The 25,651-nt window shown below is 34.2% G+C and carries 30 protein-coding genes; 1 reads left to right on the top strand and 29 read right to left on the bottom strand.

All coding sequences use genetic code 11. The annotated features are described in order from the left end of the window. Nucleotides 1–103: 103 nt before the first annotated feature. The 23 genes from KXZ66_RS21855 to KXZ66_RS21745 form a co-directional block, all read right to left on the bottom strand. On the bottom strand, nt 104–967 hold the full coding sequence (locus KXZ66_RS21855) for a replication initiator protein A (RefSeq protein ID WP_052500201.1): 864 nt from the start codon (nt 965–967) through the stop codon (nt 104–106). Between the two features lie 358 nt (nt 968–1,325). After that, nucleotides 1,326–1,691, bottom strand: a complete 366-nt coding sequence (locus KXZ66_RS21850) for a hypothetical protein (protein ID WP_020846156.1) — start codon at nt 1,689–1,691, stop codon at nt 1,326–1,328. 109 nt (nt 1,692–1,800) lie between these two features. Then, nucleotides 1,801–2,388, bottom strand: a complete 588-nt coding sequence (locus KXZ66_RS21845) for a thymidine kinase (RefSeq protein WP_043940325.1) — start codon at nt 2,386–2,388, stop codon at nt 1,801–1,803. Between the two features lie 117 nt (nt 2,389–2,505). Then, nucleotides 2,506–2,721, bottom strand: a complete 216-nt coding sequence (locus tag KXZ66_RS21840) for a hypothetical protein (protein WP_013603337.1) — start codon at nt 2,719–2,721, stop codon at nt 2,506–2,508. Between the two features lie 139 nt (nt 2,722–2,860). Next, a complete protein-coding gene (locus KXZ66_RS21835; RefSeq protein ID WP_009968683.1) occupies nt 2,861–3,016 on the bottom strand; it encodes a hypothetical protein in 156 nt (51 codons plus the stop codon). After that, nucleotides 3,013–3,294, bottom strand: a complete 282-nt coding sequence (locus KXZ66_RS21830) for a hypothetical protein (protein WP_009968681.1) — start codon at nt 3,292–3,294, stop codon at nt 3,013–3,015. Before KXZ66_RS21830 ends, KXZ66_RS21835 begins: the two co-directional genes overlap by 4 nt. Continuing rightward, nucleotides 3,291–4,118: a ParM/StbA family protein gene (locus KXZ66_RS21825; RefSeq protein WP_013603336.1), complete on the bottom strand. Its 828-nt coding sequence runs from the start codon at nt 4,116–4,118 to the stop codon at nt 3,291–3,293. The genes KXZ66_RS21830 and KXZ66_RS21825 overlap by 4 nt, the downstream gene beginning before the upstream one ends. Nucleotides 4,119–4,670: 552 nt before the next feature. After that, nucleotides 4,671–5,270, bottom strand: a complete 600-nt coding sequence (locus tag KXZ66_RS21820) for a sigma-70 RNA polymerase sigma factor region 4 domain-containing protein (RefSeq protein WP_009968495.1) — start codon at nt 5,268–5,270, stop codon at nt 4,671–4,673. A gap of 513 nt (nt 5,271–5,783) precedes the next feature. Further along, entirely contained in the window at nt 5,784–6,341 is a 558-nt protein-coding gene (locus tag KXZ66_RS21815; protein ID WP_095375017.1) for a RusA family crossover junction endodeoxyribonuclease, read from the bottom strand. Continuing rightward, nucleotides 6,338–6,886, bottom strand: a complete 549-nt coding sequence (locus KXZ66_RS21810; RefSeq protein ID WP_106074218.1) for a nucleoside/nucleotide kinase family protein — start codon at nt 6,884–6,886, stop codon at nt 6,338–6,340. Before KXZ66_RS21810 ends, KXZ66_RS21815 begins: the two co-directional genes overlap by 4 nt. Beyond that, nucleotides 6,883–7,179, bottom strand: coding sequence for a thioredoxin family protein (locus KXZ66_RS21805; RefSeq protein WP_013603333.1), 297 nt, complete (start codon nt 7,177–7,179; stop codon nt 6,883–6,885). The genes KXZ66_RS21810 and KXZ66_RS21805 overlap by 4 nt, the downstream gene beginning before the upstream one ends. 159 nt (nt 7,180–7,338) lie before the next feature. Next, nucleotides 7,339–7,548 (bottom strand): hypothetical protein, encoded by a 210-nt coding sequence (locus tag KXZ66_RS21800; protein WP_009968550.1) that lies wholly within the window; start codon nt 7,546–7,548, stop codon nt 7,339–7,341. 173 nt (nt 7,549–7,721) lie between these two features. Further along, complete coding sequence (locus KXZ66_RS21795) at nt 7,722–8,096, bottom strand: dUTPase (protein ID WP_013603331.1); 375 nt, start codon at nt 8,094–8,096, stop codon at nt 7,722–7,724. Between the two features lie 286 nt (nt 8,097–8,382). Further along, on the bottom strand, nt 8,383–12,225 hold the full coding sequence (locus KXZ66_RS21790; protein ID WP_106074219.1) for a PHP domain-containing protein: 3,843 nt from the start codon (nt 12,223–12,225) through the stop codon (nt 8,383–8,385). Nucleotides 12,226–12,340: 115 nt separating this feature from the next. Then, on the bottom strand, nt 12,341–12,793 hold the full coding sequence (locus tag KXZ66_RS21785) for a hypothetical protein (protein ID WP_013603329.1): 453 nt from the start codon (nt 12,791–12,793) through the stop codon (nt 12,341–12,343). Further along, entirely contained in the window at nt 12,793–13,767 is a 975-nt protein-coding gene (locus KXZ66_RS21780) for an FAD-dependent thymidylate synthase (protein WP_013603328.1), read from the bottom strand. Before KXZ66_RS21780 ends, KXZ66_RS21785 begins: the two co-directional genes overlap by 1 nt. 96 nt (nt 13,768–13,863) lie before the next feature. Further along, a complete protein-coding gene (locus KXZ66_RS21775) occupies nt 13,864–14,100 on the bottom strand; it encodes a hypothetical protein (protein WP_013603327.1) in 237 nt (78 codons plus the stop codon). Then, the gene (locus KXZ66_RS21770) at nt 14,097–14,564 is read right to left on the bottom strand and encodes a ribonuclease H family protein (protein ID WP_020846152.1); all 468 of its coding nucleotides are present in this window, start codon (nt 14,562–14,564) and stop codon (nt 14,097–14,099) included. Before KXZ66_RS21770 ends, KXZ66_RS21775 begins: the two co-directional genes overlap by 4 nt. Further along, on the bottom strand, nt 14,564–15,025 hold the full coding sequence (locus KXZ66_RS21765; RefSeq protein ID WP_020846151.1) for a hypothetical protein: 462 nt from the start codon (nt 15,023–15,025) through the stop codon (nt 14,564–14,566). The genes KXZ66_RS21770 and KXZ66_RS21765 overlap by 1 nt, the downstream gene beginning before the upstream one ends. A gap of 192 nt (nt 15,026–15,217) precedes the next feature. Further along, complete coding sequence (locus KXZ66_RS21760) at nt 15,218–16,006, bottom strand: GIY-YIG nuclease family protein (protein ID WP_106074220.1); 789 nt, start codon at nt 16,004–16,006, stop codon at nt 15,218–15,220. A gap of 958 nt (nt 16,007–16,964) precedes the next feature. After that, the gene (locus KXZ66_RS21755) at nt 16,965–17,525 is read right to left on the bottom strand and encodes a YfbR-like 5'-deoxynucleotidase (protein WP_106074221.1); all 561 of its coding nucleotides are present in this window, start codon (nt 17,523–17,525) and stop codon (nt 16,965–16,967) included. A gap of 68 nt (nt 17,526–17,593) precedes the next feature. Further along, nucleotides 17,594–17,872 carry a thioredoxin family protein gene (locus KXZ66_RS21750; RefSeq protein ID WP_009968567.1) on the bottom strand — a complete coding sequence of 93 codons (279 nt, stop codon included), beginning with the start codon at nt 17,870–17,872 and terminating at the stop codon, nt 17,594–17,596. 105 nt (nt 17,873–17,977) lie between these two features. Then, nucleotides 17,978–18,436 (bottom strand): nucleoside 2-deoxyribosyltransferase, encoded by a 459-nt coding sequence (locus KXZ66_RS21745; protein WP_106074222.1) that lies wholly within the window; start codon nt 18,434–18,436, stop codon nt 17,978–17,980. A 159-nt stretch (nt 18,437–18,595) separates the two neighbouring features. Here KXZ66_RS21745 and KXZ66_RS21740 point away from each other — a divergent pair, with 159 nt between their 5' ends. Next, a complete protein-coding gene (locus tag KXZ66_RS21740) occupies nt 18,596–19,120 on the top strand; it encodes a DUF3967 domain-containing protein (protein WP_106074223.1) in 525 nt (174 codons plus the stop codon). A gap of 72 nt (nt 19,121–19,192) precedes the next feature. On the opposite strand, the gene KXZ66_RS21735 is transcribed toward KXZ66_RS21740, so the two are convergent. The 6 genes from KXZ66_RS21735 to KXZ66_RS21710 form a co-directional block, all read right to left on the bottom strand. Then, nucleotides 19,193–20,944: a DHH family phosphoesterase gene (locus KXZ66_RS21735; RefSeq protein ID WP_013603318.1), complete on the bottom strand. Its 1,752-nt coding sequence runs from the start codon at nt 20,942–20,944 to the stop codon at nt 19,193–19,195. Beyond that, nucleotides 20,934–21,137: a hypothetical protein gene (locus tag KXZ66_RS21730; protein WP_106074224.1), complete on the bottom strand. Its 204-nt coding sequence runs from the start codon at nt 21,135–21,137 to the stop codon at nt 20,934–20,936. Before KXZ66_RS21730 ends, KXZ66_RS21735 begins: the two co-directional genes overlap by 11 nt. A 60-nt stretch (nt 21,138–21,197) precedes the next feature. After that, nucleotides 21,198–22,238, bottom strand: coding sequence for a hypothetical protein (locus tag KXZ66_RS21725; protein WP_106074225.1), 1,041 nt, complete (start codon nt 22,236–22,238; stop codon nt 21,198–21,200). A gap of 79 nt (nt 22,239–22,317) precedes the next feature. Further along, on the bottom strand, nt 22,318–23,907 hold the full coding sequence (locus tag KXZ66_RS21720; protein ID WP_106074226.1) for a DnaB-like helicase C-terminal domain-containing protein: 1,590 nt from the start codon (nt 23,905–23,907) through the stop codon (nt 22,318–22,320). Further along, complete coding sequence (locus KXZ66_RS21715; protein ID WP_106074227.1) at nt 23,904–24,392, bottom strand: hypothetical protein; 489 nt, start codon at nt 24,390–24,392, stop codon at nt 23,904–23,906. The genes KXZ66_RS21720 and KXZ66_RS21715 overlap by 4 nt, the downstream gene beginning before the upstream one ends. Before the next feature lie 97 nt (nt 24,393–24,489). Further along, nucleotides 24,490–25,587, bottom strand: a complete 1,098-nt coding sequence (locus KXZ66_RS21710; RefSeq protein ID WP_106074228.1) for a hypothetical protein — start codon at nt 25,585–25,587, stop codon at nt 24,490–24,492. Nucleotides 25,588–25,651 lie beyond the last annotated feature (64 nt).

Below are 25,651 nucleotides of genomic sequence, written 5' to 3'. Positions count from 1 at the left end.
CTCCTAAAATCTTTTCCCATATATTGGGACTAAGTTCTATAAACATTATATCCTTCGTTTATGAGTTCGTAAAACGATTTTAGGAGTATTTTTAGGTTAATTTTTAATTATCTAACCAATTATAAAACGGCACTTGCCCATTTATTTTCTTCCCTTTGAAATCAATATTTCCATACTTTAGATTTCTTTTATGAAGAGCATTATCAAGACAAGTTCTTAAATAGGCTCCAAAATTTTTCACATCTGGGGTCTTCTCTACTTCGTCTAAAACCATAATGCAAACTTCTTTAGGCAAACCTTTTTTCATATATTCAGAGATTAAATTATGTATAGTTTCTTCTCTTGTTAACAATTTGTTAACAAGATTATTCTCATTATTATTAAAGTTATTTTTAATAGAGTTATTATTATTAGTGGTTCTTTTTGAACTATCCGGATGGTTCAATTTGACCTCTCTTGATGGTTCAAAATGAACTTTCCCGGAAAGTTCATTTTGACCTATCCGTTCATTACTGGAAAGTTCATTTTGACCCATCCAGTTTTTATCTATGTTTTTGGCTGTTTCCTCTGCTTTAATTAAAAGGTCATCAACTTCATTGTTTAACCGATAAATATCTTCTTCGGTATACTCCAGCATTAGAGGATAGAGGATGTTCGACTTGTTCATCCCTTCCCTTTTTTCTTCTAACAGTTCGTATTTTGCTAATTCTTTCTTTGCTCTTTTGAAAGTTGAATCTGAGAATCCTAGAAGCTCTGAACCTTTTTCGATGCTTAAACGAACGTAATACCTTCCGAGTTCGTCTTTCCAATTGTTCATCATACTGAGCTTGATTCGGTCGATTAAAATTATGTAGAGTTTCATGGCATTCGGATTCATAGTTTTGTACTTGTCTCCGATCAGAAGAACTTTTGGAACCTGGTAAAATACCAGAGAGTCGAGGTTATTAGCTGTGAAATATTTACTCATTTTTGTTGCTCCTTTTTGTTGAAGTCCGAAGCAACACCTGATATAATTGAATTAAAAATAGCCAAAAGCAATGAAAAGGCATATATGTAGCCCTGTTAAACTTTGGTCGGTTTGCTCAGGTGCTGCCAAGCGAAAAATAGTCTAGCGCCAACTAGGCTATTTTTTATTATTATAATACTTTGTTGAACTTTCGTAAATGAGTATAAAAAAATCCTCCTTTATCGTCGAAAGAAGGAAGAAATGGTTGACATATTGGGTATGTATTAGGTAAAATGTGAATCAGTAGTTGAGTTAAAGTTATTTATCTCATAGTCCTACTCTTTTTCTCCGATTAGAGTGGGATTTTTTATGTTCAATTTTAGGATTCATAATCATCATCATCGAAAAATGCTTCTAAATAATCAGTCTTACCACAATTGGTACAAACTTTATCACTATTAGAGGTTTGATTGCAAAGCTCACAGTAGGCTTTTCCTTTTCTAACATCATCAATAACTTCTTCTACATATTCTTCCGGAATTCTAATTCCTTCTTTAGAGACCCCTTTAATCGGTTTAGTATTGAATTCATACTTGAATAAGGTTTCTGTATCAACTTCTAGAGTTTTCCCTGAAATTTTCTGAAGTCTATCTTCCCAAACAGGATCTCCAATGTATACTCCTGACAGATCAGTGTTTTCATTTCTATAAATGTCAGCAGCATTTCTTCTTATTTTGATTTTCATTTTATCCCCCACAGAGTAAAGCTTATTAATCTCTCTATATTTATTATAACATTTTATGTAAGAAAATAAATAAAAAGTGAGCGAAAAAGCCCACTTTTTCAATAAAAAATTAAATAATTTTTTCATCATTGTAATAGTGATCAGAACATAACGCAAGATAATAACTCTTTTCTTCTACAAATGTTTCTCCAGATCGAGAGACTTTTCCATCAACAATTCGAGCATTATACTGAGCTATCTTAGAGCACTTAGAAGCTTCGCAACCTCTTGAGATTCGGTTTATGTTTTCGGAGGGTAGGATGGTTAAAAGGTGACTAGATGAGTCAAATAACTCTCCTGTGAAGGTTAGATCAAGACCATAAAAATGAATAGGTACGTGGTAGCTTTCTGATAATGAAACAAATTCTTCAACGGTTTCTTTAGGAAGAAATTGAGATTCATCAATATAAATTGTTTGGGTATTTGTCATGAATATAATGATTTCTAATAAAGAAATATTTTGTTTGAATTGATCCTTGTTTAAGTTAATTGATCTTAGGCTGCGTCCATCTCTACTTTCAATTTTTCCTCTTGAAAAAGTATCTTCGGTTAAACTAACTGAAAGGGCAACTTTTTCTTTAGGATCAATTAAGTAATCATCTATTAACTTTTTAGACTTTCCAGAACCCATTAAACCAGTATTAAAAGTTATATCCATAGATAAAGTCCTCCATTGTAAGATTTAACTTTGTAATTATATCCGTACAATTGAGAACGTAAATGAAAAGACCAAAAAAGGTCCAGCTTAATAGCTGAACCCTTAATTAAAAACTTATTAGATTAAGATTGAAACTTTACGGAATGCTTCTTTGCTAGCACATGCTACAGGTTTATTCTTGATTTCTTCTTCAGAAAAATCATACTTAATATTTTCTAACATGCTTTCATAATCAATAGAAGAAGGATCAATTTCAACTCCAAAATCTTCTTTAGCCATCTCAATAGCTTTTAGAGTTTCTTCTTTAAGCAATTCGATAGTAAGTTTTTTCATGGTTAATTCCCTCTTTCTTAGTAGTTGATTTGTTATTTATCTCTCTTACATTATTAATTATACCATATATTGGAAGTTCTGTACATAAAAAATACAGAATTTAGGTAAAAATTTAATAAAGACAGCCTTTTGGCTGTCTTTATTCTTCGTTCCTAATTATCCTATCTATCTTGTGAACTGTCTCATACAACTCTTTTTCAAGTTCCGGAACAGGACCATCCTTTATAAAACTATAAGACCTCATAATGAGATCTTGAATCTCGAGTAAGTCTTTTTCTTTAATTTCAATTTTCATAAGAACCCTCCTGAATCATCTGGTAACTCAATTGTTTCAATTTTTGCTTTAGAAGGCTTTGGAGGATCGTTTTGGACTTCTTGATCAACTGTTTCATATACCGGAGTTGAACGAACAACCCCTCCTCGTTTTTCTTCAAGGTCTTTCTGAATCAATTCTCTTAAATACCAAGCAATCCCTCCGGTTCGGTTCTTAGCGTCCTCAAGAGCTTTACAAATTTCAGGGTACTTCTTCTTATTCCAATTGATCTGATACATGAAGTTATCTTCGCGACTCACGCAAACATCTCCTCAAACTTCCTACCGTATTTTAGAAGCAATCCAACTGAATTAACGTAGTAAGATGGTTTATCCTCACCCAGTTCGGCAGAACTTACAGTGGAATATCCAACATTCTCTAAGCATTCTTTCATTTCTTCTGCTTTACCACCTGTACAAACAATAGGGTAGTCATAATCGATATTGCTGCAAGTCTTAGCAAAAGTCTTCGCCAAATCCATTATTGAATTGTCGATCGTCCCACCATTAATAGTATGGCTATCCATTTTACTTATAGACCCATTGATTAAATAAAGGACGTTTAATGTCTTAGAACCAGCATCTACAATGACGCAGTTTAATGAATCTGAGAAGTTTAGGGCTCCTAATCCCTCTGCAGCCATCACGATATTATGTACAGTGAATTTGAATGACTTTCCTTCAACGATAACTTCTCTTTCTCCTTCAAAATGTTGAACGAAATATTTTTTATCTGTAACCATACTTTCATATGGGCAAGTTAGAATTAAGTTAAATTCTTTCTTTCCAGTCTCTTTAAAGATTGTATAGAGAGCATATACTAATCGAATTTGACCTTCCATATGGCCTTTTCTTGTATTGCCGAAATACATTTGTTCTTCACGGCCGAAATAGAAGTTCTTAACGGTTTCTCCAACATAATAATCAAGGCCGTTGTACTCTACTCTTTCCATTCCCTCGTAATCTTCTAAAGGCTTGTAGCTATGGAGAATAGAAGGGAAACTGCCGACCTTAATTTGTTTTTTGTCCTTATAAGCGTACTTCGTACTAAAATTCCCAATATCAATTACAGTAGTTAGTGTCAAGTTAAAGCATCTCCTTAGTTTTCTTTAGTTGGAACTCATTTCAATTATAATGGAAAGTTATTCATACGTAAATAATTTTTTAAATAAACTCTTAAATAAATTATTATCTAATCGCAAAATGAAAAAATGAACAGAAAAAATATTTTTTTTAATTCTTGACTAATTTAAAGAAAACCCTTTTATTTTTATTTCCCTTAACTTATAATGGACTTTGAATAGGATTTGGTCCATTTGTAGGATATTGTAAAAATTCGAAAAGTTGGTAATGTTTCTAAACTTCGTTTTAAAAATTTTACGAGGAAATAACATTAATTTAACGATTTTCGGATGTTTGTGTCCTATTCGTTTGTGTTATATATAATAATAAATAAAGATAATTAGTGAGCTTTAAGCAGAATCACTTTGGTTCTGTGGTAAGTTCTTACAAAAATTATAAATTATCGAAGAAATGCTATTTATTACCACTTCGTGTTATGTTATAATAATTAAAGCAAAATAAAAAGCCCTACCTTGTTGGCAGCAAGGTAAGACTTTGAATAAGATCTTTTTATGTTAAGCGATCTCAAGGTATTCTTTGGCGATAACAGAACGTAATTTTTTCTTAAGCTTTATGACTCTCTGGTTGGCAGCCTGACGAGTCAAACCATGCTTTTTAGCATAAGCATTAACAGGATTATTTTTTACGTCAATAATAATTTTAAGTAAGTCCATTTCGTCTTCTTTGACGTTTTTCAAAATGATTGAAAGAAGTTCGTTAGTGGCAATGTTATCAAAAGATGTGTCGTTGGCAGCGAGCATATCTTCTATCTTGAGATCGTCATCACCTATTGGTGAAGATATTGAAAAGACTCCATTGCTTTGATTCTTTTGAGCATAACGGGAATATGTAGCATTTCTTACCCCTTTTCTTAACTTCGGGTACAGATATGTTGTGAAACAGTATCCTGTGTCTGAATCATACGCTTCGTAGGCCCTCCATAATTCAAGCTCCAACTCTTGCTGAAAATCTTCCTCTTCAACTTGATTAAACATGAACTTTGAATTAGCTTGTTTCATAGTCTTATAGACCATCGGCAAAAATCTTTCCCTCACCTCTTCAAATGTCATTTGAATTGATAATCCATTTGAAAATAAGATTTCTTTCTTCTTCACTAAGTCTCGTCCTCTCTCTATATTGCTATTTCATGTTGGTGGATACAAGTAAAACCAAAATTTCCATATCCATCAGACTTAATGATTATATCTAGAGAAATAGAAACGTAAACGAAAAAAATATTATTTTTTTAACTTTTTGTTTGAGCCTTTTCACAGATTGGAAGTCTTCAGAATAGGTCTTTTTTGGTAGTACTTACAATAATTATTATATTACATAAGTACTAGATCGTACACCTATTTTTTTGATTATTCCCCATAGTCGAAGGATTATGAAAGTTTAGTTTGTTTTGTTGATATGACCTTTATTATGTTGACCGACACGTTAATATAATATCATAATACGGTGATCGAGGGAACATTTGTTCCTATTTTTTAGCGAATAAGAACGGATATATGAACATATAGACATGTAAGGCTCAAATGACCTTATTTAACATAAAATATTCATTTTATGTATATCTTTAACTTAATAAATGATACCCCATCATTTAGCAAAAGAAAAGGAGGTATTTACCTCCTTGCTAAACATTCCTTATTAGAAAGATTGAACTCTTGAACTACCCTATTGTCAATGATTCTCTTAAATATTGTACAATGGTCAGGTTTCTTCTTACATAGAGCACAGTTTTTGTCTTTGAAATCTTCAAGATCTTTTGGGCCATCGAAAACACCAATATTGGAAGCCTCATAAATCTCAAATTCCAGTCTCGGGTTTTGACTATCAATATAAACCCTTTCTGCAACTGGTAGAGCCACATCGTCATCAAGATAAACGCCGGCTTCCGTAAAAACATCGAATGGGACCTTCAAGAAATTGTTTGGGTCTTTTCTCTTGCGATCTAAGAAAAACTTGATTTTTACAAACACTAACTTTCCTTTTTCAGGTTGTTCCCACTCTTGTTCATTCATTTGGTCTTTTACATAATCAGTAAAGAAGGATTTGTATATCTTAGTCTCTTCTGATGGATATGCCTGAACAAATTTACGCCGGCCATTTGAAGAGACTTTGTAATTTAGATAGTTGTTAACTGATGGTGGTAATGGTGAAACTAACCGTAGGCTCTTCATTTAATGTCACCATTCATAATATTAAGAATGTCCTCGATAACCTGGTCCTTATCCACTGAAACAATAGTGTAATCAACTTCAAGTTCGAATCCTTCAAAATCTCTTTCATCCGCAGCTAATCTTCTTAAAAGCTCGTCTGAGTTATCTTTTCTATTCAATCCCCTGGCTAATCGAACATCGTAAGGAGTCATTAAATAGATTCCCACAACATTGTTCGAACCGTATTTTTCAGTTAGATCTCTATAACCAGAAGGCTCTGTAATCACGATTTGGTCTTCAAAGAGTTTTATATCTTGGCTATTGATTGCATAGCTCCAGATGTCTCCGAACGCACTTCTAAAGCTATTCTTTGCAACTAATAAACCTGATTCATCAAGCCACTCAAAATAATCTTGAGTAACGAAATGATAATCAACCCCATCAATCTCATTTGGGCGTTTTGGACGAGTTGTATAGGATATAACCATTTGATGACCTTGACGGATTAATGTCTCTAATGCTGTTGTTTTGCCAGAACACGTTGCTCCAAGTAGAACATATATCATGATTCCTCACCATTGTAATTAGCAACGTAATCGAAAAAATTCATCACTTTAATTGATTCTTCAAGTTCTTTGCTGTTAAATGGGCCGTCGTAGTTTGCAATTCTATCGCCTTCCCTATCAAAGAAAACCAATGTATGAGTCTTTTCAATTTCATATTCTTCAATTAGCTCAGGATGTTCGTCAATTGACAATTTCTCAAATTCGCTGCCTTGTAAATCTGCTGCGTTTATTTGTCTTTCCAAGAAATCATTGAGTGGATCGTTCACTTTATATATCCAAATAACCTTAACCATAGTGTATTCCTCCGATTAGTAGTTGAGTAAGGGATCCTCCGATCCCTTTATGAGCGTTTCATTAACTTGTAAATGAAGTAACCAATAAGAAAAATGATAAATAGGTTATAAGCTGTGATTAATGTACAAAATAAAGCAATAGCCAATACATACTTCATCTTATTGTTCAGTCACCACGAGGTCTTTATCTTTGTAGTACTCGACGGTAACTAAGACAATATAATATTCCACTTCTTTTTTAGTCTTCTTCGTGATCGTGTGGGATTTAAGGTATTCACCATGTTCCGCCTTCTGTTGGTCTACAATGGCTTCTGCAGCTACTTTAGTATCCGCAAAGTATTTAGTAGTGGTTTGCATAGTAGTTGTCATATTAATTTCCTCCGATTTATTTAATGATTTAAAGTATTAAAATGAAAAGATATGATGAAGGATCATATCTCCAAAATAGCCAAGAATAAAACCAAGACTGATCCATCCTAAACAAATCAGATAACCAATTGAATGAATTAAAAGTGTCTCTAAGATTTTTTTGATCACTAAGTTTACCCCCGGACATAACCGAGTTTTGGATCCTCTTGCCGGCGATAATTCAACCGGTTCTTTTCTTTATACAATTTTAAAATTTCTTCCTCTGTCATTTGTGCAGCAATGAGAATATTCGTAAAGAAATGCAAAGCATCAATGACCTCTTCCTTAAATAGCTGCTGCTGTTTTTCAAGATCATAATCTTCTTTTTCATACTTGCTGGACCATTCTTTAGCATAAGGAAGTTCATGAAGAGCTTCACTGAGTTCATCAATCGTCCAAAGCATCATAGTCTTGATGTATGTGGCTTTTTCCTGAAGAGTCATGTTATCAAGGTCATGACCCATACGTTTTTGAAACTCTTTCTGACTATCAAGAATAAATTGATTCATAGTAGTAGTTGAGTCCTTTCTCCAACTTAAATAATATTTTATTTATATTATTATTTAAGTTGTTATTTAATTCTTTATATTTATATCTGGTTATTGAAAAACGTAAATCATTTATTACATTATTTTTTAAATAAATTACTTATGACCGTCATGACTGAGGGTATTATATCGGTTATAACAGAAATGTAAATCATGACTGCGATATTTTGCATTTAGATGGTTGGTTATATTATTAAAGCAAACTAATTTCCTTGTAGAGCCCTGTAGAAGCAACAAAAGCCGCAGATTACTCTGCGACTTTAGCCATTTGAAGGTATAACTTCTCGGAGCCATAACCTTTGATTTTCATTGTGCTGTGCTTAAATTGAGTTCCTTTTGTCCGAAGGACGAATTCTTCTCCACGCCTAAAGCCAACCAGAACAAGTTTACTTCCTCGTTCGAACCAAGATGGATCAAGGACTTCTTTTTCTTTACCATGCACTCGAACGACCTTTTTATCATAGTGAGCAAACTGACCTTTAGAATATCTTACAGTTACAACGCCAGCATCTTGAGTTAGGACATGGACGAGAGACTTCTGCTTGTTTTTTTCAACTACAGTTCCAGCAATAACATCGATCTTGTATTGAGGGACATCATTTCCTCTTCTATTTTTTTTGTATCCAGTTATGACTGGGTTAGACGGCAGATCGTTAAAATTAGCAATATTAAAGTAGTTGTGTAATGGCATGTAATCTAACTCATGCTTTTTAGAGTAGAATAGTAATGTTTCCATTTCCCAAGCTTCAATTGTTCCTTGGCAGTGTTTGGCCCAGAACTCTTTCATTTTAATCTTGTTAAATTGTTCAGCAGCTTCAGGAGAAGTAACCCACATTCTTAATGGTTCGATAATCTCTTTGTAAGCTTTATCGAAGGTTTTCTGATCAACACAAAGTTTTCCGTCTTTAAATTCATAATCAACTTGATAAGGGTACGCCTGTAAGAAATCCATAAATTCTTGTTCGATTTCTCTTGTCATAGGGACTTTATTTCTTCCAAAAAGTTTATTTCTAAACTTATAGACTTCAAGCTCAGTTCCAAATCTTTGCTTATCAGCTAAGTGAATTATAGTTGGTAGTTGGACCATTGTAAGCTTTTCTTTTTTAGGGGTAATTGCCTTAACAAAGTCGATCATTAAGAGTCGCCTGTTTGGATAAAAAGAATCAAAGCAACCAGCTTTTATTAACGAAACAACTTTAGCTTCAGAAATTAGACCAGGATCGACTATCTTCTTAAAGAAGTCCCCAAAGCTCTTATAAGGCCGATGTTCAATGATTTTTTCTATTGCATCTGTTCCTAAACCGGCAATCGGCTTGAGACCGAATAAGATCTTATTCTCTTCCTCTAAAGGTGTGAATTCTTTATTTGAAAGGTTAATGTCCGGGTTTAAAATATCACCTTTCATATCTCCAACAGCTTTAGCAATTGCACCGTATTTTGTGCCTTTCTCAGTTTCACCTATCATCCCCGCGTTAACTGATAAGCAAGCTGTCTTCCAATAAATCGCTCCATATCTATGGCAGATATTCATTTCAATCATTAAGATCATTGTGTACCCAGCAATATGAGGTAATGAGAAAGAGTATCCAAACTGAGGTTTAAGTTCTTTATTCCAAACATAGTCCAGGAATACTTTACGAGCCCCAGTTTTTTCTCCACCTTCATAAAATTTAATTCTTTGATCTTCAATTAATTTTTGGTTTGCCTTTGCAACAGCTTTCCGGAATTTATTAGCTTGAGTTAGGCTGAACCCAGCAATTCTTTCATCCATAGCAAGCAACATTAGCCCTTCTTGAGTATCACAAATGCCATACCTATCAAGTAAATGTTCCTCAAGAATCTTAATTTCTTCCTCATTCAAACCGGCTGTTTTCATTTCTTCGTACCAATCTTGAATGTTGTTTTTGAAACGAACATATTTATCAAGTGGCTGCTCTCCATCAGTACTCAATCTCATTAAAGAGTTGCCAGCGCATAACTCATCAAAGGATCGAGGATTAATTTTAGTAAGTGCCTGTTGCCCAACAGCTGTCTCAAATTGAAAAGCATTCAAAACATGTCCTTCAAATAGTAAATCGAACATTCTTGGTGATTCCATTTCAAGAACATCTGGATGAAAATATTTATTGTAAGTTTCTCTCAATGAGCCTTGCCATTCAATTTTTCCATGTTCCAAAAGAAGATCTAAAGCTGTTCTAATTCTATCGAGAGCATTAATGGACAGGTAATCTAATTTGAGCCCACCCATATAGATACTGTCTTCTGCATCAAACTGAGTGATAGGCAGCCCAGAAGTTGTTTTCATCATGGCATTTTGTTTTATATATCCATCAGGGAAAATAATAACTCCTGAAGCATGTTGGCCACGGCCGGAAATTAATCCTTCAATAGAGAGCATTGCTTCTTTTAAACCTTCATACTTTTCAACTTCACGGCAGAATTCTTTAGCCGGTTTAGTTCCTTCTTTTGGGTTTCCGTAAAAGCATTCGTGCAAGCTCCAGATGCCACCCTTACGAGTAGGAATTAGGTTAGCAATATTATGAGCAATATCTTTATCAATTCCTAATCCACGGCAAGAAGTTAACACAGTTGAACGAGTACCCTCTGTTGTAAAAGTCCCCATGTTCAAGACGTTCTCTTCTCCATAGTGCTCTTTTGTGATTTGGATAATTTCATGGCGCTTTGATCCTTCAGAATCTAGGTCAATATCGGGGAGTTCTGGCCGTTCTTTTGATAAGAATCTCCAATGAGGTAGGTTAAATTTCATTGGATTCAGCTGAACAATGTCTAAAAGGTAATTCAGATAAAAGCAACATGCCGATCCACGGCTCACACCAACTAGCGAGACTTGCCACATCAAATCAACCACATCTTTTGAAAGGACAAAATAAGATGAAAGTGGCTGACCAAGATTTTCAGTAATATGGTAAAGCTCATCAAGCTCAGTATTTATTCTTGAAAGGTTCTCTTTATTCAGATCTTGTTTCTTCGCAACCATACCTTCGGCAATTAAATGAAGATAATAACGATCGATGTCGTATCTGCTTTCAGCATATTTTCTAATGTATTCGTATTCCATATAGTGAGGAACAAATAGTTGGCTCATTTCATATTTCGGAATATGAGCTTTCGGAACTTTAGTTTCTTGGGCAAATGTAATTGTTCCAAGTTTGGATCTTATCTCATTCGTATTATCAACAAGAACATCTAATAGTTCCTCGTCAAAGTACTCAAGCAATTCTTCATATCCCATAACGTAAGTTGTGGCGTAAAATTCATCAACTTCTCTCTCCCCTTCTGATGCTGTAAGGTATATTTTATGTGCCGGAGCATATTTTTTATTTAGATAATGGGCATCAGTAGAGACAATACATTTAACGTTGTAAGCTTCCGACACTTTTAGCATCATTTCATTAGCTACTAATTGGTCACGGTTTTTTGATGGCTGCAGTTCAAAATAAAGATCTTCTCCAAAAACACCTTTTAACCAAACAATGAAATCATGTACTCGTTTTTTATTTTCAGGAGTAGGATTATCATGATATGAAATTAGAGACTGAGGAAGTTCTCCACCAACACAAGCTGTACAAGCAATAATTTCCCCTTGGTACTCCTGCATTAAAGACAATAATTCATCTTTGTACGTAGGAACACGTTCCATTCCACGGTAGAAGAAAGAGTTGTACCAAGCTTTAGAGCTAAGTTTTTTCAGACCTTCATATCCTTTTTGTGACTTGGCGATTAATATAAAGTGGTGAAAACTAATCTTTTGGTTTAATGATTTTTTCTCCATGGTATCTTCTTTATCAACCAGGTAAATTTCATTGCCGAACCCTAGTTTAAAATCTCCAAGACGCTCTTTATTCTCTTCAACATACTTATGAGCTTTTACATGGGATGATAAAGTTTCGTGATCTGTTATAACTACTCCACTCAATCCAATCTCATGGCAGTAATCAATCAATTCTTCTGGTTTATTAATCGCATCTCTTAGTCGAAAATTTGATGCATCAGTGTGTGAATGAGTTAAGAAAGGTTTTTTCTTATACTTTTCTATACTTCTATTGATACTTCGTAGTAGTCGAGCCATTGTTAATACCTCATTTCTTTTGTATTACAAAGTATTTATATCTGGACCAGCAAAAACGTAAATTGGATGACTGAAAAATGTAAAAAAAATAACCACTCAGATGAGTGGCTATTTGTTAATCTTCTATTTTTTTATTTTTGTTTTTAAAGATGTGTGGCTGCGACACAAAGTATGTCAGCTTAATCTTCTTATGCCCTTTTAAGTACTTATCAATGAAGTAATTAAAGAATTGAACGTCATCTTCTAAATTAAACAAGTTAGAAGATCTTTGAAAAACGTTAATTCCAATTACTCGTTTCTCATTGTCGAATATAAAATGAACTGCTGAGATACATTCGTCACTTGATAACATAACTTGTCTTTCACTTGAGATCCACCCTTTATCATACTTGTAAAGTAAGTGTCTTAGTTGCATTTCGAGTGAAGTATAATAAGGTTCATCAGAGTCAGGAAAGGTATTCCTGGTCTGAGGATTAATCATCGTGAAGGATTCATACAAGATCATTTCATCATTTTCTTTTAAATATTCAAGTTCGCCTACAGATGGGATTCGAGGAAATTGTAACATTACTCATCTTCTCCTCGGCCTGCAAGGTGATCCATATACTGTTTTGAGGCAATTTTCCATTCTTCAAGTTGATTTTTATATTCTTGGAACATTTTTTGAAACTTAGTTGGCCCTTCTGGAGGGTTGGTTCCATTAATATTTTCACGGTAGTCTTGATAAATAAAGTCTTTTTCATTCCATTCGAATTTATCTGAGTTTTCTTCTGGGAAGTACAGGTTTGTGGCATGTCCATTTCGAGCATTCTTGATGTAATGGAAACTTGGCATTTCAAAGTCGATCAGGTCTAAATGAGCAATAGGATATGCCCGACACAGCTCAAGATACATTTGATATGCAATAATGTTATCTGACTTCGGTTGAATCTGGCGATCAATACGCTGCTTGCAGAATGCCAATAAATCTTTAACATTCATTGAAGCATAATAAAAGTTATCATGGTTTTTATTCAGAATAAGTCGAGCATCCATAATTGAAATCTTCCTAGAATCAATCATTTCAGCATAAAGCTCACGACATTGACGAGTAAGATCTTTGTATCTTTCTAAAAACTCAGGGGAATTTTCAATAGACTCAGGAATAACTGCAGTTGTATGAGATAACCAACGATCCCCTGTACATTGAGCCGAGAACGAAAATGTTCTATGACGAATTAAATGGGTTACGTCTTGGACTGAAATTCCTTCAATTCGGAATGTTAAACGAATCGTTTCAAGTATTGAAGGTAGCGTTTTAAAGGTAAAGGCTTTTTCAATATCATCAACCACCTGTGCCATGCTATATGTTTCTTCAGGTTCATCAGCCCAGGTAGCATTCACATATCCAGGGAGGTAATGAATGATGCTTTCCCAAGGAGTATAATCAACAAGAGTAACTTTAATATTCTCTAAATCATTTTTGAATTCAAAATCAGGCTTTTCACCAAAGCGAATTGGCATAGGCAATTTAACAGGCTCAAGGTTATTGTTTTTAGGCATAGTTTAATTCCTCCGATTTTTCAATATTTTTTTCAATAAGAATTACAATATATTTATATCTAAAAGTATGAAAACGTAAATCGATTTAATAATTTTTTATTGGTTTTTTTCAATAAATTTTAATTTCCCCTCAAAAACAACTTCGTACTTTGTAAGTAATCCTTCTTTATTAACCGAGAAAGCACTTTCCAGTTTTTTATCATCATGTGATGTTGCGAACCCCGCGACAAAAGATAAAGCGAACTCTTTACTTCGGAAAGTATCCATCCTTGATTCTTTAAATCCGAATTCATCCTCGTGCTCATAAACAATAATGAAGACTGATTCATTCATACGGCAGCACCTCTTGTAAGTTCATCCATTGCCTCATTTGCTAATCTATCAGCAAGTTCATTATCCGGGATTCCTGAATGGCCTTTAACTTTGTTAAAAGTGATAAACGGGAATTGTTCGACCAGTTCAATTAATTCAATCCATAACTGGCGATTCTCCACCGGCTTTTTACCAGCTGTAACCCATCCGTTATTCATCCATTTTTTATACCAACCTTGGTTCATACAGTTGCACAGATATGCAGAATCAGTATTGATTTCTACAGGGATATTAGTTGTTTTTAATTGTTTAAGGGCTTCAATAGCTGCACGAATTTCCATCATGTTATTAGTCACGTTTCTAAAGCCAGCCTTAATGGTTTTAACGTGGTCACCATATCGAAGAACTGCCCCAAAACCTCCGACATTGTTATCTTTTCCGTTATTTCTTGCTGCGCCATCGCAGTAAATTACTACCTTTTTCATTAAAGGACTCCCTCCTTGACAAGATCGTTGGCAATTTCCTCAGGAGTCTTATATGTTGTGTCTACAATGATCTTCTTCATTGGGGACTTATCAAAATAAAATTTATAAAAATGCTTATGCAAAGTATAATCAAGAATTTCGTGGCCGGTCTGAATGCATCGATCTATCAGGACCTTTGTGTCACAATCAAGGTAAATTACGAGTACGTCTTCCATCTTAGCTAGGTGTTTTTCTAAATCATCATAGTTATCCCATAATTGAGGATCCCGACTAAACAGGTCGCAGTATGTTTTAAAACCAATCGGTCCCCTATCGACTACAATATGTTTGTAGCAAGTGGCTTTATTTATAGCATGTTGTAAAGTTGATTTTCCCGAACGATCAACACCTTCAAGGATGATGATTTTTGGCTTAACAAATTCAGGCGTCGGCGCGACAACACAAGTAGTTGAGTTAGTCATAATTGTTATATCCTCCGATTTCTTTAATCTCTTTGCTTTACTTTGTATTTATATCTGGTGATTCGAAAACGTAAATTGAAATATAAAAAAGACTACTATAGCAGTCTTTATTGGCATAACTTTTATATCCGACATAACTTTTATATCTGCTTTATAAAAAACAAAAAAGGCTGGAGACAAATCTCCAACCTTTTATATAGCTAACAAATCTATTGATTTCATAAACTTTTCAATTCGAGTGATTACTTCATCAACTTTGTCTTCAGGGAACTCAAACCACTCTGGTTGCTTAGTTTGACCAGTCTTTGGTGGAAGTCTGTATTCTTCAAATTGAGAGTGAATCAATCTTTCAACTGCTTTACCATCCTTACAAGGGAAAGTAGCGACGACTTCCAAGTCTCTTGAGGTATATGTATTCATGTTTGCTTCAGCATAACGTTCTTGCCAAGGCCGGGTAGTCATACCAATTTTGAGTTCATTTCTAACTTTAGGGTGTCTAAAAATATATATCCATTGGAGACCCCCATAATCATCATTTTCGGGCTCGTCAGAGATTACTTCTGATGAATATATATATTTAATCAAATCGGATCTCTGTAGCTCTATAAGGGCCTTACAAACATAATTTATGCATTGCTCAGCATAGTAGGCTGAGTTAGGTGGTTCGATAGCTGAAACATCAACTTCTGAATCATAATATTTCAAAACAAGTTCATCTATAACTTCCAAGCCTTCTTTGTAGACTATTTTAGCTTGTCCAGCTTTAACTACCGTTGCTTTTATTCCATGCCTAACATGAGAGTGCCAATTAAAGAAGCCTTTCAAGCCAGGACATATAAAAGCAATGTACTTATAATCTCCAGACCTTGCACTCCTTCCAAGTATGTTTGTGGCTGTTAAAGCTTCATATTGGTTCATAGGAATATTGCCGTTTTCATTAAACAACCTGATCATTGAATTTGATAATTTTTCCGTATCCATAGCAGAATAATTTTAACATAAAATAGTGTTTTTATTATAGAGTCACTTTCTTGTTTTATTCTTCATATGCTGAAAGCATACAGTGGTGATAAGATATTTAATGACAAGGATGTCCATAAATAACGGTTCCATTTTTTGATGTTTTTTTGTGACATAAAATTAACGAATAATAAAACAAAGAATTGTGCTTTTAAATGTACAAATTTTTGATGCGACGATGAACAGCCGTACTGGACACACTATAACTTTGTTGATACAATCACTATATATTATATATATATTACGTAGTAATATTACGTGATTATATTACATGATAATCTTACACTGTTGCACTGTTGCACTGTTGCATTGTTGTACTGTTGTTTTGGTGTTTATTCGTTATCGAATGTATAAAAGATTCGTAAACGAATAAAATAAAATAAAAAAGACCGAAGATGTTGCCGCATCTTCGATCTGGTAATAGACTAGCTCCTGCAAGGGAGTGGGTTTACCAAAAGCCTTAATTCATGAGTAGGCATGCCCCAGACGACCAAATCTTGGCATGCCTACTTTTTTTCGTTAGAGTAAATTGTATAAGAAACATCTACGATCTGTACAACCACACCCACTATTTGGGCAACTAAAGCGATTATTGTAAGGGTATCTATTGACATATTCTCACCCCCTTTTTTCCAGACATGGAGGTGAACCTAATCCCTTACAAAAGCCGTATCTATTACATACTTATACTTTAGATGAAACCTAAGGAAATTACAATATAAATAGGTTTGTTTCCTAATTCGAATGCTTGTGAATTTTATTCAAGCAGATTTCATCTTTCGTATATGTGTACATTATATATAGGATCAAACATTTTGTATACTTTTGGTAGAAAAAACTTTCTATTCTTTCATTAAAAGAAAAAGAAGCCGAAAAATATCGACTTCTCAACCAGAAAATCAACAGGCAGAGTTAATTATCAATCTCTAGATTTGACCTCAATTGCTTTCTCCAACCTTTCAATTAAGTTTAAAACACGTTCTTGTGCCCCATCATTAATACTTTTCATTTGTTTTGTTTTATTTCCGAGTTCGATTTCGCTATTGGAATATTGAAGTACAGAAACCGTATCAGCAAGTTTAACGATTAGATAAGCAATCGTCCCCTCTTTTTCTTCTTTGAGGAATTGTTCATAAGCCTCAGCGTACTCAGGCATATTCTTTTTTAAGCTAGCAACTTCTGCTTGTTCAAGGATTTCTGTTAAGTCTGGATTGTCTACTTTCGTATCGTATGGTACATCTCCTAAGAAAATCTCTGGAATATCATGAACAGCAGCGAACTCTAAAGCCTTGAGTTTAATATAATCATCAATGTTGTACATCTGACAGATCTTCAGGACCGTTGTAATAACGTAAAACGTATGTTCAGCAACATTTTCGTGTTTGATTTTCGGCCGATTATTGTATCGGATAATCTCTCCAAGTCCTAAGATTTGTGTATCTCCTAAAGTCCGTACTTTTCCACGGTTGTAGTAAGTCATAACTGTTGTGTCTCCTTTTTGTGAGTAATTGAGTTAAGTTATATCTGTTATAAAAGTTACGAGGGAAGTTATCCCTCGATTTTTCCTGCTTTTAAGAACATATCTCGAATCAGATCTTGTTTACCGTCAAATCCAACGATTCTTTCAATCTCATTTTCATCATCATCAACAAGTACCAAGACTGGGGCTGCCATAATACCAAACTTCATAGCAGCATTTATTGATTCATCATCACCATTTGAAAGGTTATAAGTTATATCTGGCTCGACTCCTAGCTCAAAAGTATGGAAGTTCTCAAGCATCTGACAAGGACGGCAAGCATTTTGTTTAAATTTAATTACTTTCATGATTGGTTCCTCCATATGTACTGATAGGTGATTATTGAATAAAACCAATAAAAAATTATTTAATCAGCTATCTTTTGATATTGATTATTGAATTTATTAAATAAATTATTCAATTAAACCTTCATAATAGATTTCTTGACCAAGTATGGCAGCTTCCAATTCCTCAACCGTTTTACACGCAGCTTTTCCGGACTCAGCTAGCATTAAGTTGAACATTCCATCTTTACCGAGTGTGAAGGCCACATAAATTACTGGAACACCCGATGCATAAGCATGTCCGGCTTCAAAAATGGTTCCCATATCTTTATCATCAGTGATGGCAATAACAAGCTCTGATTCTTCAATTCCTCTTACATTCATATCAAAAGACTTTTTGCGAACTTCAGGCGATGATATTGGACCGATTGCTGATTGTTTTCTTGGTGAAAAGTAAGTTAATCCATGTTTTTCAAGTAATGTCTCAACCAAAGCAACACGAGTGATTTGATCTGGCTTGAAAAATGGCGCAGCAATATAAACATGTTGTTTCTTGCCTGTAGATAATGATTTAGTAGTTTGAGTCATAATTATTCCTCCGATTTAAATATGGTGTTTTCTCTTTATTTATATCTGGTGATTCGAAAACGTAAATTAATGTCGAAACTTTTATTACGTTTTTTCTAAAAAGCTATTTTGTCTATGATATGATTGTTATGACTACTATAATCGGAGGTTATAACTGTTATGGATGTTTTCGCTGGTGTCGATGATGTAGCCCGAGAACTTGGGTTATCTCCATCAACTATTAAGAAGTACTATCTCTTGATAGAAGAGAACGGATACAGATTTACGAGAAGTCGCACAGGAAAAGTAATCTTCTCAGAGAGAGATTTGGAGATTTTTAAGCGACTGATTCAGATTAAAAACGAAAAAGGAATAAAAGTTGTAGACGCTGTTAAGACAGTTATATCTTCTATAACTGATGTAACTGTGTGGAAAGAGTCGGCTGCCACCACTGAATTTGAAGAACCACCGGTGGATATAACAGTTATGAAAGAAACAATGGAACAAATGCATGAAATTATAAAAAACCAACAGAAACAAATAGACCAGCTGTTAGAAAGCCAAAATCAAACTCAAAAGCTTTTAGAAAGTGGCTCTACAGATAGAGACAAGTTATTACTGCAGTCAATTAGAGAAACCCAGGAATTAAAACAATTGATCTTAGAAAACAACAAGAAGAAAAAATGGTGGCAGTTCGGTAAATAAAGATAGCCATAACAATTACAACTACTGCTGTAACTGTTATGGCTGTCGTTGTGACTGTCATAACTGTTGTACCTAAAAAATAATAGTTTCTGCGGTAATTTCGTCAGGTACCTCAATAAAATCATATTGGCCAGATTCATTTCTTTCACAGTCAACCAATACTAATTGAAGAGTTCGTTTATTACCATAAACGTTCACAGATGGGGTACCAACGAAATCCATCGTGATTTGCCTGTCGAAATTATTTTTAAGACTCTCATATAATCCTTCGGGTGCTCCGTACATAACAAACTCAACACCATTTTCATAAAAGGTTAACATGGAACCTTTTTGACGGATAAAGTTCTTATTAATTTTAATTCCGACAAAGGCTAGTAGGGGTTCTTGAACTTTCCCACCAAATAAGTGTTTATTATCAGTAACATCTTCAATTAGAGACCGATCAACGTTTTCCTTTACTATGAGGTCAACCTCATAAACAAACTCATTCTGCTCAACTTCATGTGTTCTTTTTTTGAACTCCTCAAAGTTATCTTCAGGGATAGAGATACCAAAAGCATTGGCATGTCCTTGAGCAAACTCAACTAAGCCAGTTTCATTGCACCAGTCTTTAAGAGAAGACAAAACTTTTTCATCTCCACGTCCCGATCCAATATATTTCTTATCTTTATAATAGAGCACTAAAGCCGGCTTCTGATATTTTTTCGCAACTTTATTAGCGACTAAACCGGTAATCGCAGCTTCATCGGAAGAATCAAGTAAAGCAATTGAAATTCCACCTTCATTGTATGTACTGCTCCTAAGTTTTTCTAAAGACTTTTTAATCATTGAGTTCTGACGGCCCTTAACTTTTTTCATCATATCAAAGGCATATTCATATAGATCTTGCTCAACTAATATCTTATCGAATTTACCGGTCTTTTTATTTTTCTTCCGTTTCTCTACATTCCAAACTCGTCCATCACCGATCTTATTTAAGGCTCTGAACAGCAGGTCTTTTTCATCTTCCGTCCCAACACGAACAACAGCATTAATCATTGGAATGATAGAGAAAGAGAGATCTTTTGGTGCAATGCCTTCTAGGCTTCCGAAAACATCCATTACAGCAACTTTAACCAGAGGATTATTGATTGTCTCAAGACCACGGAAGACTAGATTTCTGACCTCATTTTCACTTATATCTGAAGTATCTCCAATTTGACCGATAGCAACTAAGTCGAGTAGATCATCTGCATAATGAGTATCTAAAATCCTATCTAAGGCCTGGCAAAACTTATAGGCCATACCTGCACCAACTAAATTCTTATTAGTGCTTTTATTCTCGTCTAATTGGTTATTAATTAAAATTCCGTGCGTCGGCATCTTATCTACTTCATGGTGATCTAGGACGATAATGTCAATTCCCATGTAATAAAGCCTTTGAAGTTCATCAACATCATTAGACGCTGCATCAGGAATAATAATTAAATCTATTGATGAGTCAGCAATCTTTTGAGAAATTTCATCGGTTAATCCATGAGCTTTTCGATCATGAAGAAAATATGAAACATGCGAATCTGGTTCGATTTTTTTTATATATTGATAGATTATTGATGCAGACGAGAATCCATCAGCGTCAGCATCAACTAAAATACCGATGTGGTCGTTTATAAGCAAATGAGCAAGAAGTACATTCGCTCCTAGTTCAATATTATGAAGATCAAAAGGATTAAGATCCTCGCTGCTGTTAGGATTAAGGAATGTATCAATATCCTTAATATTTCTATTCTTCAATATGGTGTCGATGATGTCTCCATTGTAAGAACTGATTTGTTTAATCTTCATTGGATTCACCAACAATTTTATTAGTGATTCTCAGGAATTGAGGGTGGATGCCTTCTAGCTCTAACATATCTTTGATTGCATAATTCATTCTTTTGATTTGCTCTTCCTTTTTTTCAGCTGATAATTTATTTACATATTCAATTTCCTCACTGTTTAAAGGACGATCGATCTCTATTTTTATAACACTTCTCATAAATTTTTCCTCCTAGTAGTTGAATCTTCGTTATTATATCTGGGGTTTTTAAAACGTAAATCAAGCTACTAGGATTCGGTTATGGAATAATTTCATGAAAGTTTCTGGGCCTTTATCTGAAGGGCTGTCTTTTAAATCGAGAAGACCTTCAACATCCCACATCACACTTGTTTCGAACCTGGAACCAAGCTTATTAATAAAAACACTATTGATTTTCTCTATGTAGTATTTTTCTTCGATACTCCCGACTTCTGTGAATTCTTTATCTAGTGCAATTATGACTCGTTCGATGCCTAAGTCATTTATTATTTCTAACTGAGTATCAGTGAGAGTCGACCCACTTAAAGCTACAGCAATAGACATATCAGGAAACATAGTATCTATCTGCATGACTGACTTTTCAGATTCACACAAGATGATTGCTCCGTAATCTGTTATTTGTTCCAGGTTAAAATTTAATCCATAAAGGCAAGCGCCGGTGGGGTGCTTTAAAAAACGATTTTTATAAAACACGGGCATATATTTTTTTCCGGAGTCCACTAATTCCTGATTTAAGTTCCTGGCTCGGACCCCAATAAGATTTCCTTTAAGATCATAGTGAGGTATGATTATTTGGTTATCTAAAACTGAGTACTTAATATTAAACTTCTTCATTGTCTTTGGAGAAATGTTGTCTTCTATCCAAGACTTATGATAGTAGTCATAATAAGAATCAAGGATTTTCTTATCTAACAGCTTAATTTCTGCTGCCATATCTTTTTGCTCAAACTTTTCAAAAAAAGACATATCCACTTTATCAGAGCCATATTTTGAATTTCTGTATGATAATCCAAATCTCTGACAAACAAATTTAAATGACTCAAAAAAAGTTAACCCTTTTATTTTCCCTATTAATCCGTACAGGTCCATGTGGCCGCATTCCGTAAAGCAATAAAATGAATGAGAGTTAGAATAGTAGGTAAGCTTATGGCTATGACCGTTATGACAGATCGTTTTGCATATAATATTTGAACCTTTTAATTTTGGTTGGGCTCCTAACTCTTGAAGTAAGGTGAATATGTCATTTTCACTCAAGGATTGTTTTACTTCGTTGGCATCCAAACCAATTCACCTCTTAACCCTGTTTAAGTTATTTTATCTGACTAAATAAAAACGTAAAAAAGAGAAGAATTATCTTCTCTTAAAAAACAGGCACTTCTTCAGCCGAATCTTCAGTTGCTTCGATAGCATATTCAATATCCATTGGGTGAACATCTAGCAAATTAAAATCGTAGTCTGTAACGAATAATGGTTCTTCTCTCATAGTTCCTAAATTCATGTAAGTCCAGATAATTACGTTACTGTACTTTCCTCCACGATTTTTATAAACCCAATGAGAGTAGTTTGGTTTTTTGTTAGTAAAACCGGATTGCAAAATATGCTTTAGATTATGGTGATCTGAAGCTCCCGCCCTAAATGTAAGAATGCCAAAGTCGACTTTATCTGCCGTGGCTTGTCCACCACGAAGAGCCGAAGGGTCTCTATTTTCAATCTCCTTCGAACCTCTGTTTAACTGAGTCGAAGAAGCAATAAAAATATCGTACTTCTCAGCAAGAATCTTTAATGATGATGAAAACTGATGAAGAATCTGGTCTTCCCGAAGATGATTCCCAAATGCGCTTGCCATTGTTCTGGAGAGTTTCGGGGTCATTTGAATATAGTCGAAGGCACACTCTTGAATATTGTTTTCAATAATATGTCGTTCAATAATTGTTTCAATATCTGAAATTGAGAAATCATTTACATATTCACAGAAGATAGGGGCCCTCTTTAAAATTTCGATTGCTTTTTTGAGCCTTCTTAAAACTACTTCAGAATACTTGCCATCTTTGATTACGTCTTCATCGACTCCAGAAATGAAAGCAAGCATAATTGTTTGAACTTCTCTTTTTACAAGCTCTGTTGATATGAATAGAGTAGGGATTGATGGGCCATTGCTTACATATTTGTTTTGGTCAATATCAAAAATTTCGTCACACGAAGCATTACACATATCAGCTAATGCTTGACGAGTTTTACCAGTACCCGTACCAGCTGAACGCAGCATAAGCTTTGTTTTCCGTTTTCCACGGAATATTGTGTTATAGAACTTGTTCGTGAATGGGTTCCCGTACTCGGGATCTTCGTCTAACTCATCTAGAAGAGTATCCAAGTCATCACCGGCCATAAAGCTTTTTGTCTCTTGGCCGATATTAAATTCATCTTTAATCTTAGTCAACTTAATTGTGTAATGGTCGATTATTTCATTAACAGTCATGTTGTCTATTTTTTTCATTCCATCATTCCGAACCTTTAAGTCAGTAGACTTCCAATCATAAAGGTCTGACACATCAATTCCATTTAATACGTAGTGTCTTAATAAAGAAATCTTTTTCAGTCGATCATAGCTGCTTTTAAAGGTATTTTCATTTGCATGAGCTATTGATTTTCTTATATAAGATAAACCATCATTTTTTTCCCAGATCTTATAGTGCTGAGGAAAAGAAGCTAGGTAATTATCGAGGTCAATTTCATCGATCTTAGTGACTTTATAATTTGAGTAAGCGATATTATATATCGAAGAAAACACAATTTGGTGAAATTCATGAGCAAAGTCTTTTTCTGTTATGATAATCTCGGAATCTCTTAAAAGATGAGGGTTCTTACAAAGAGAACCGATAACAGAATAGACCGCACGAGTAGGGTTTAAAGCTTTCATTACATTATCAGTAGTTGAGTTAACTTCTGTCATTTCAATAAATCCTCCATGTTTATTAATTTCTTGTCTCTATATCTGTTTTGAGACAGGGAGGGTGGCTTTATTTGAACCTTTTGGGTTTCTATTTTTTTAACCACCATATTCTCTCTTCTTCTTTTGAGATCTTTATAGTAGTCAATCATTTCATCATAATAGTGGGGGATAAGAGCTAAACCATACTTTGTTTCCAGCTGTATTTTTTTGATCCTTACTATGTAATCAAGAGCGAAGCCTATATTCTTATAAGTGTACCCTCGTTCCTCTTTAAACTGTTTGATTTGCCTAAGCATTAAACCTGTAGGAAAAGAGATACCAAAGACTTCTTTGCACTTGTTATAAAGGTTCTCTCGATCTTCGACTTCTTTAACTTTTTGCTTATAACATGCAGGGCAGTAGTTTTTGCTTTTGAATTTTTGCATAACAGATTGGGGATGTTTTTGTCCACATGTTCCGTAGCATTTAACTAATCTGTTGCTCATTTCAAACGCTCCTTTATATTTTTGTTATTATATCCGGGTCGCTTGAAACGTAAATTATGTAACAAAAAAGACGGCCATATATTGGCCGTCTAATTTATTAATACCTAGTTTTAACTTTTTTATCAACATATGATGATAATGTTTCAGCAAATAAATCGAGATTGTCTATAAGTTTATATAACTCTGTTTTGGAAAGCCTAATTCGATCTCGTATGCGTATTTTTTTCATTGTACTCCCATCAGTTACTACTTCAATTAAATCAGTATTCTTCAAGTTATGTTTTAATGAGTCCTCGTCTAATTGCCAATTATGATGTTGTATACAATTCCTAATGATTGTATGCTTTATTATTTCGTTTCTTAACTCTTTATCTTGTTTACTTAGCCTACTCATTTCATAATCTAAAGGTTTTGTTAGTCTAGATAATTTATCTGTAAAACCGGTTCGTTTGTAATCATCCCAAACATCACTAATAATATTATTGATTGTTAGCCAATCATCTCCATCCATATCCTCATAAACATGTTTATTAAAATCTAATTTGATGCTTTTCTTTGATAACTTCAGTTTGCTTTTGTTACCATTCTCTAATACTTCTCTTAACAGCTCGAAATAACAATTGTCCATAAAATCATGCAAAAGTTGAATTAACATACATTGATTGTAACCAAGTATTTTTTCTGCGATTTCTTCTTTTATTTTTTGGTTTGAAATTTCATCAATTGCTTTTAATTCTTTTTCAATATTAACTTTGTAAGAGTTGATATCCTTCTTGAAATCATCCACTGTATCCTGAATTATATTACGTCCTTCGGAATTCTTGGGATCACTTATATTTTCAGGTATAGGCAACTTTTGTTTTTGTTTGGTGTATTTTAAAGTATTCTGCTTTAAGAACGGCAAAAAGGGAAGGAGTAACCTTGACGCAATAAATGACGTGCCATTATTTTGTTGTTTTACATGATAAACCCAATGGCCATGGCTACTAACGTTATAATTATTGTAAAATAAGAAAGGAGGTAACCATATAGCCCCGATTTCTCCATCGCCTTCCCATCCCTCATTTTTAAATATTTTCTTTAATTCAGCTATCAATTCTTCCCCATTTGGTTTCTCCATAGGTATAGGCTCTATCATATCTAAATAATCTATATGTTCATACTCATAAACAAACCATTTTTCTAATGACTTCATAAATGTTCTCCTTCTCTAATTTTTCATAGCTCATGACCATACATATCCATTTTTCCTCGATTCT

The organism is Bacillus sp. LJBS17 (assembly GCF_019334685.1).
GTDB classification, from domain to species: Bacteria; Bacillota; Bacilli; order Bacillales; family Bacillaceae; genus Bacillus; species Bacillus subtilis.
Note: the sequence above shows the minus strand (reverse complement) of the source record. Positions and strands in the feature narration are given on the sequence as shown.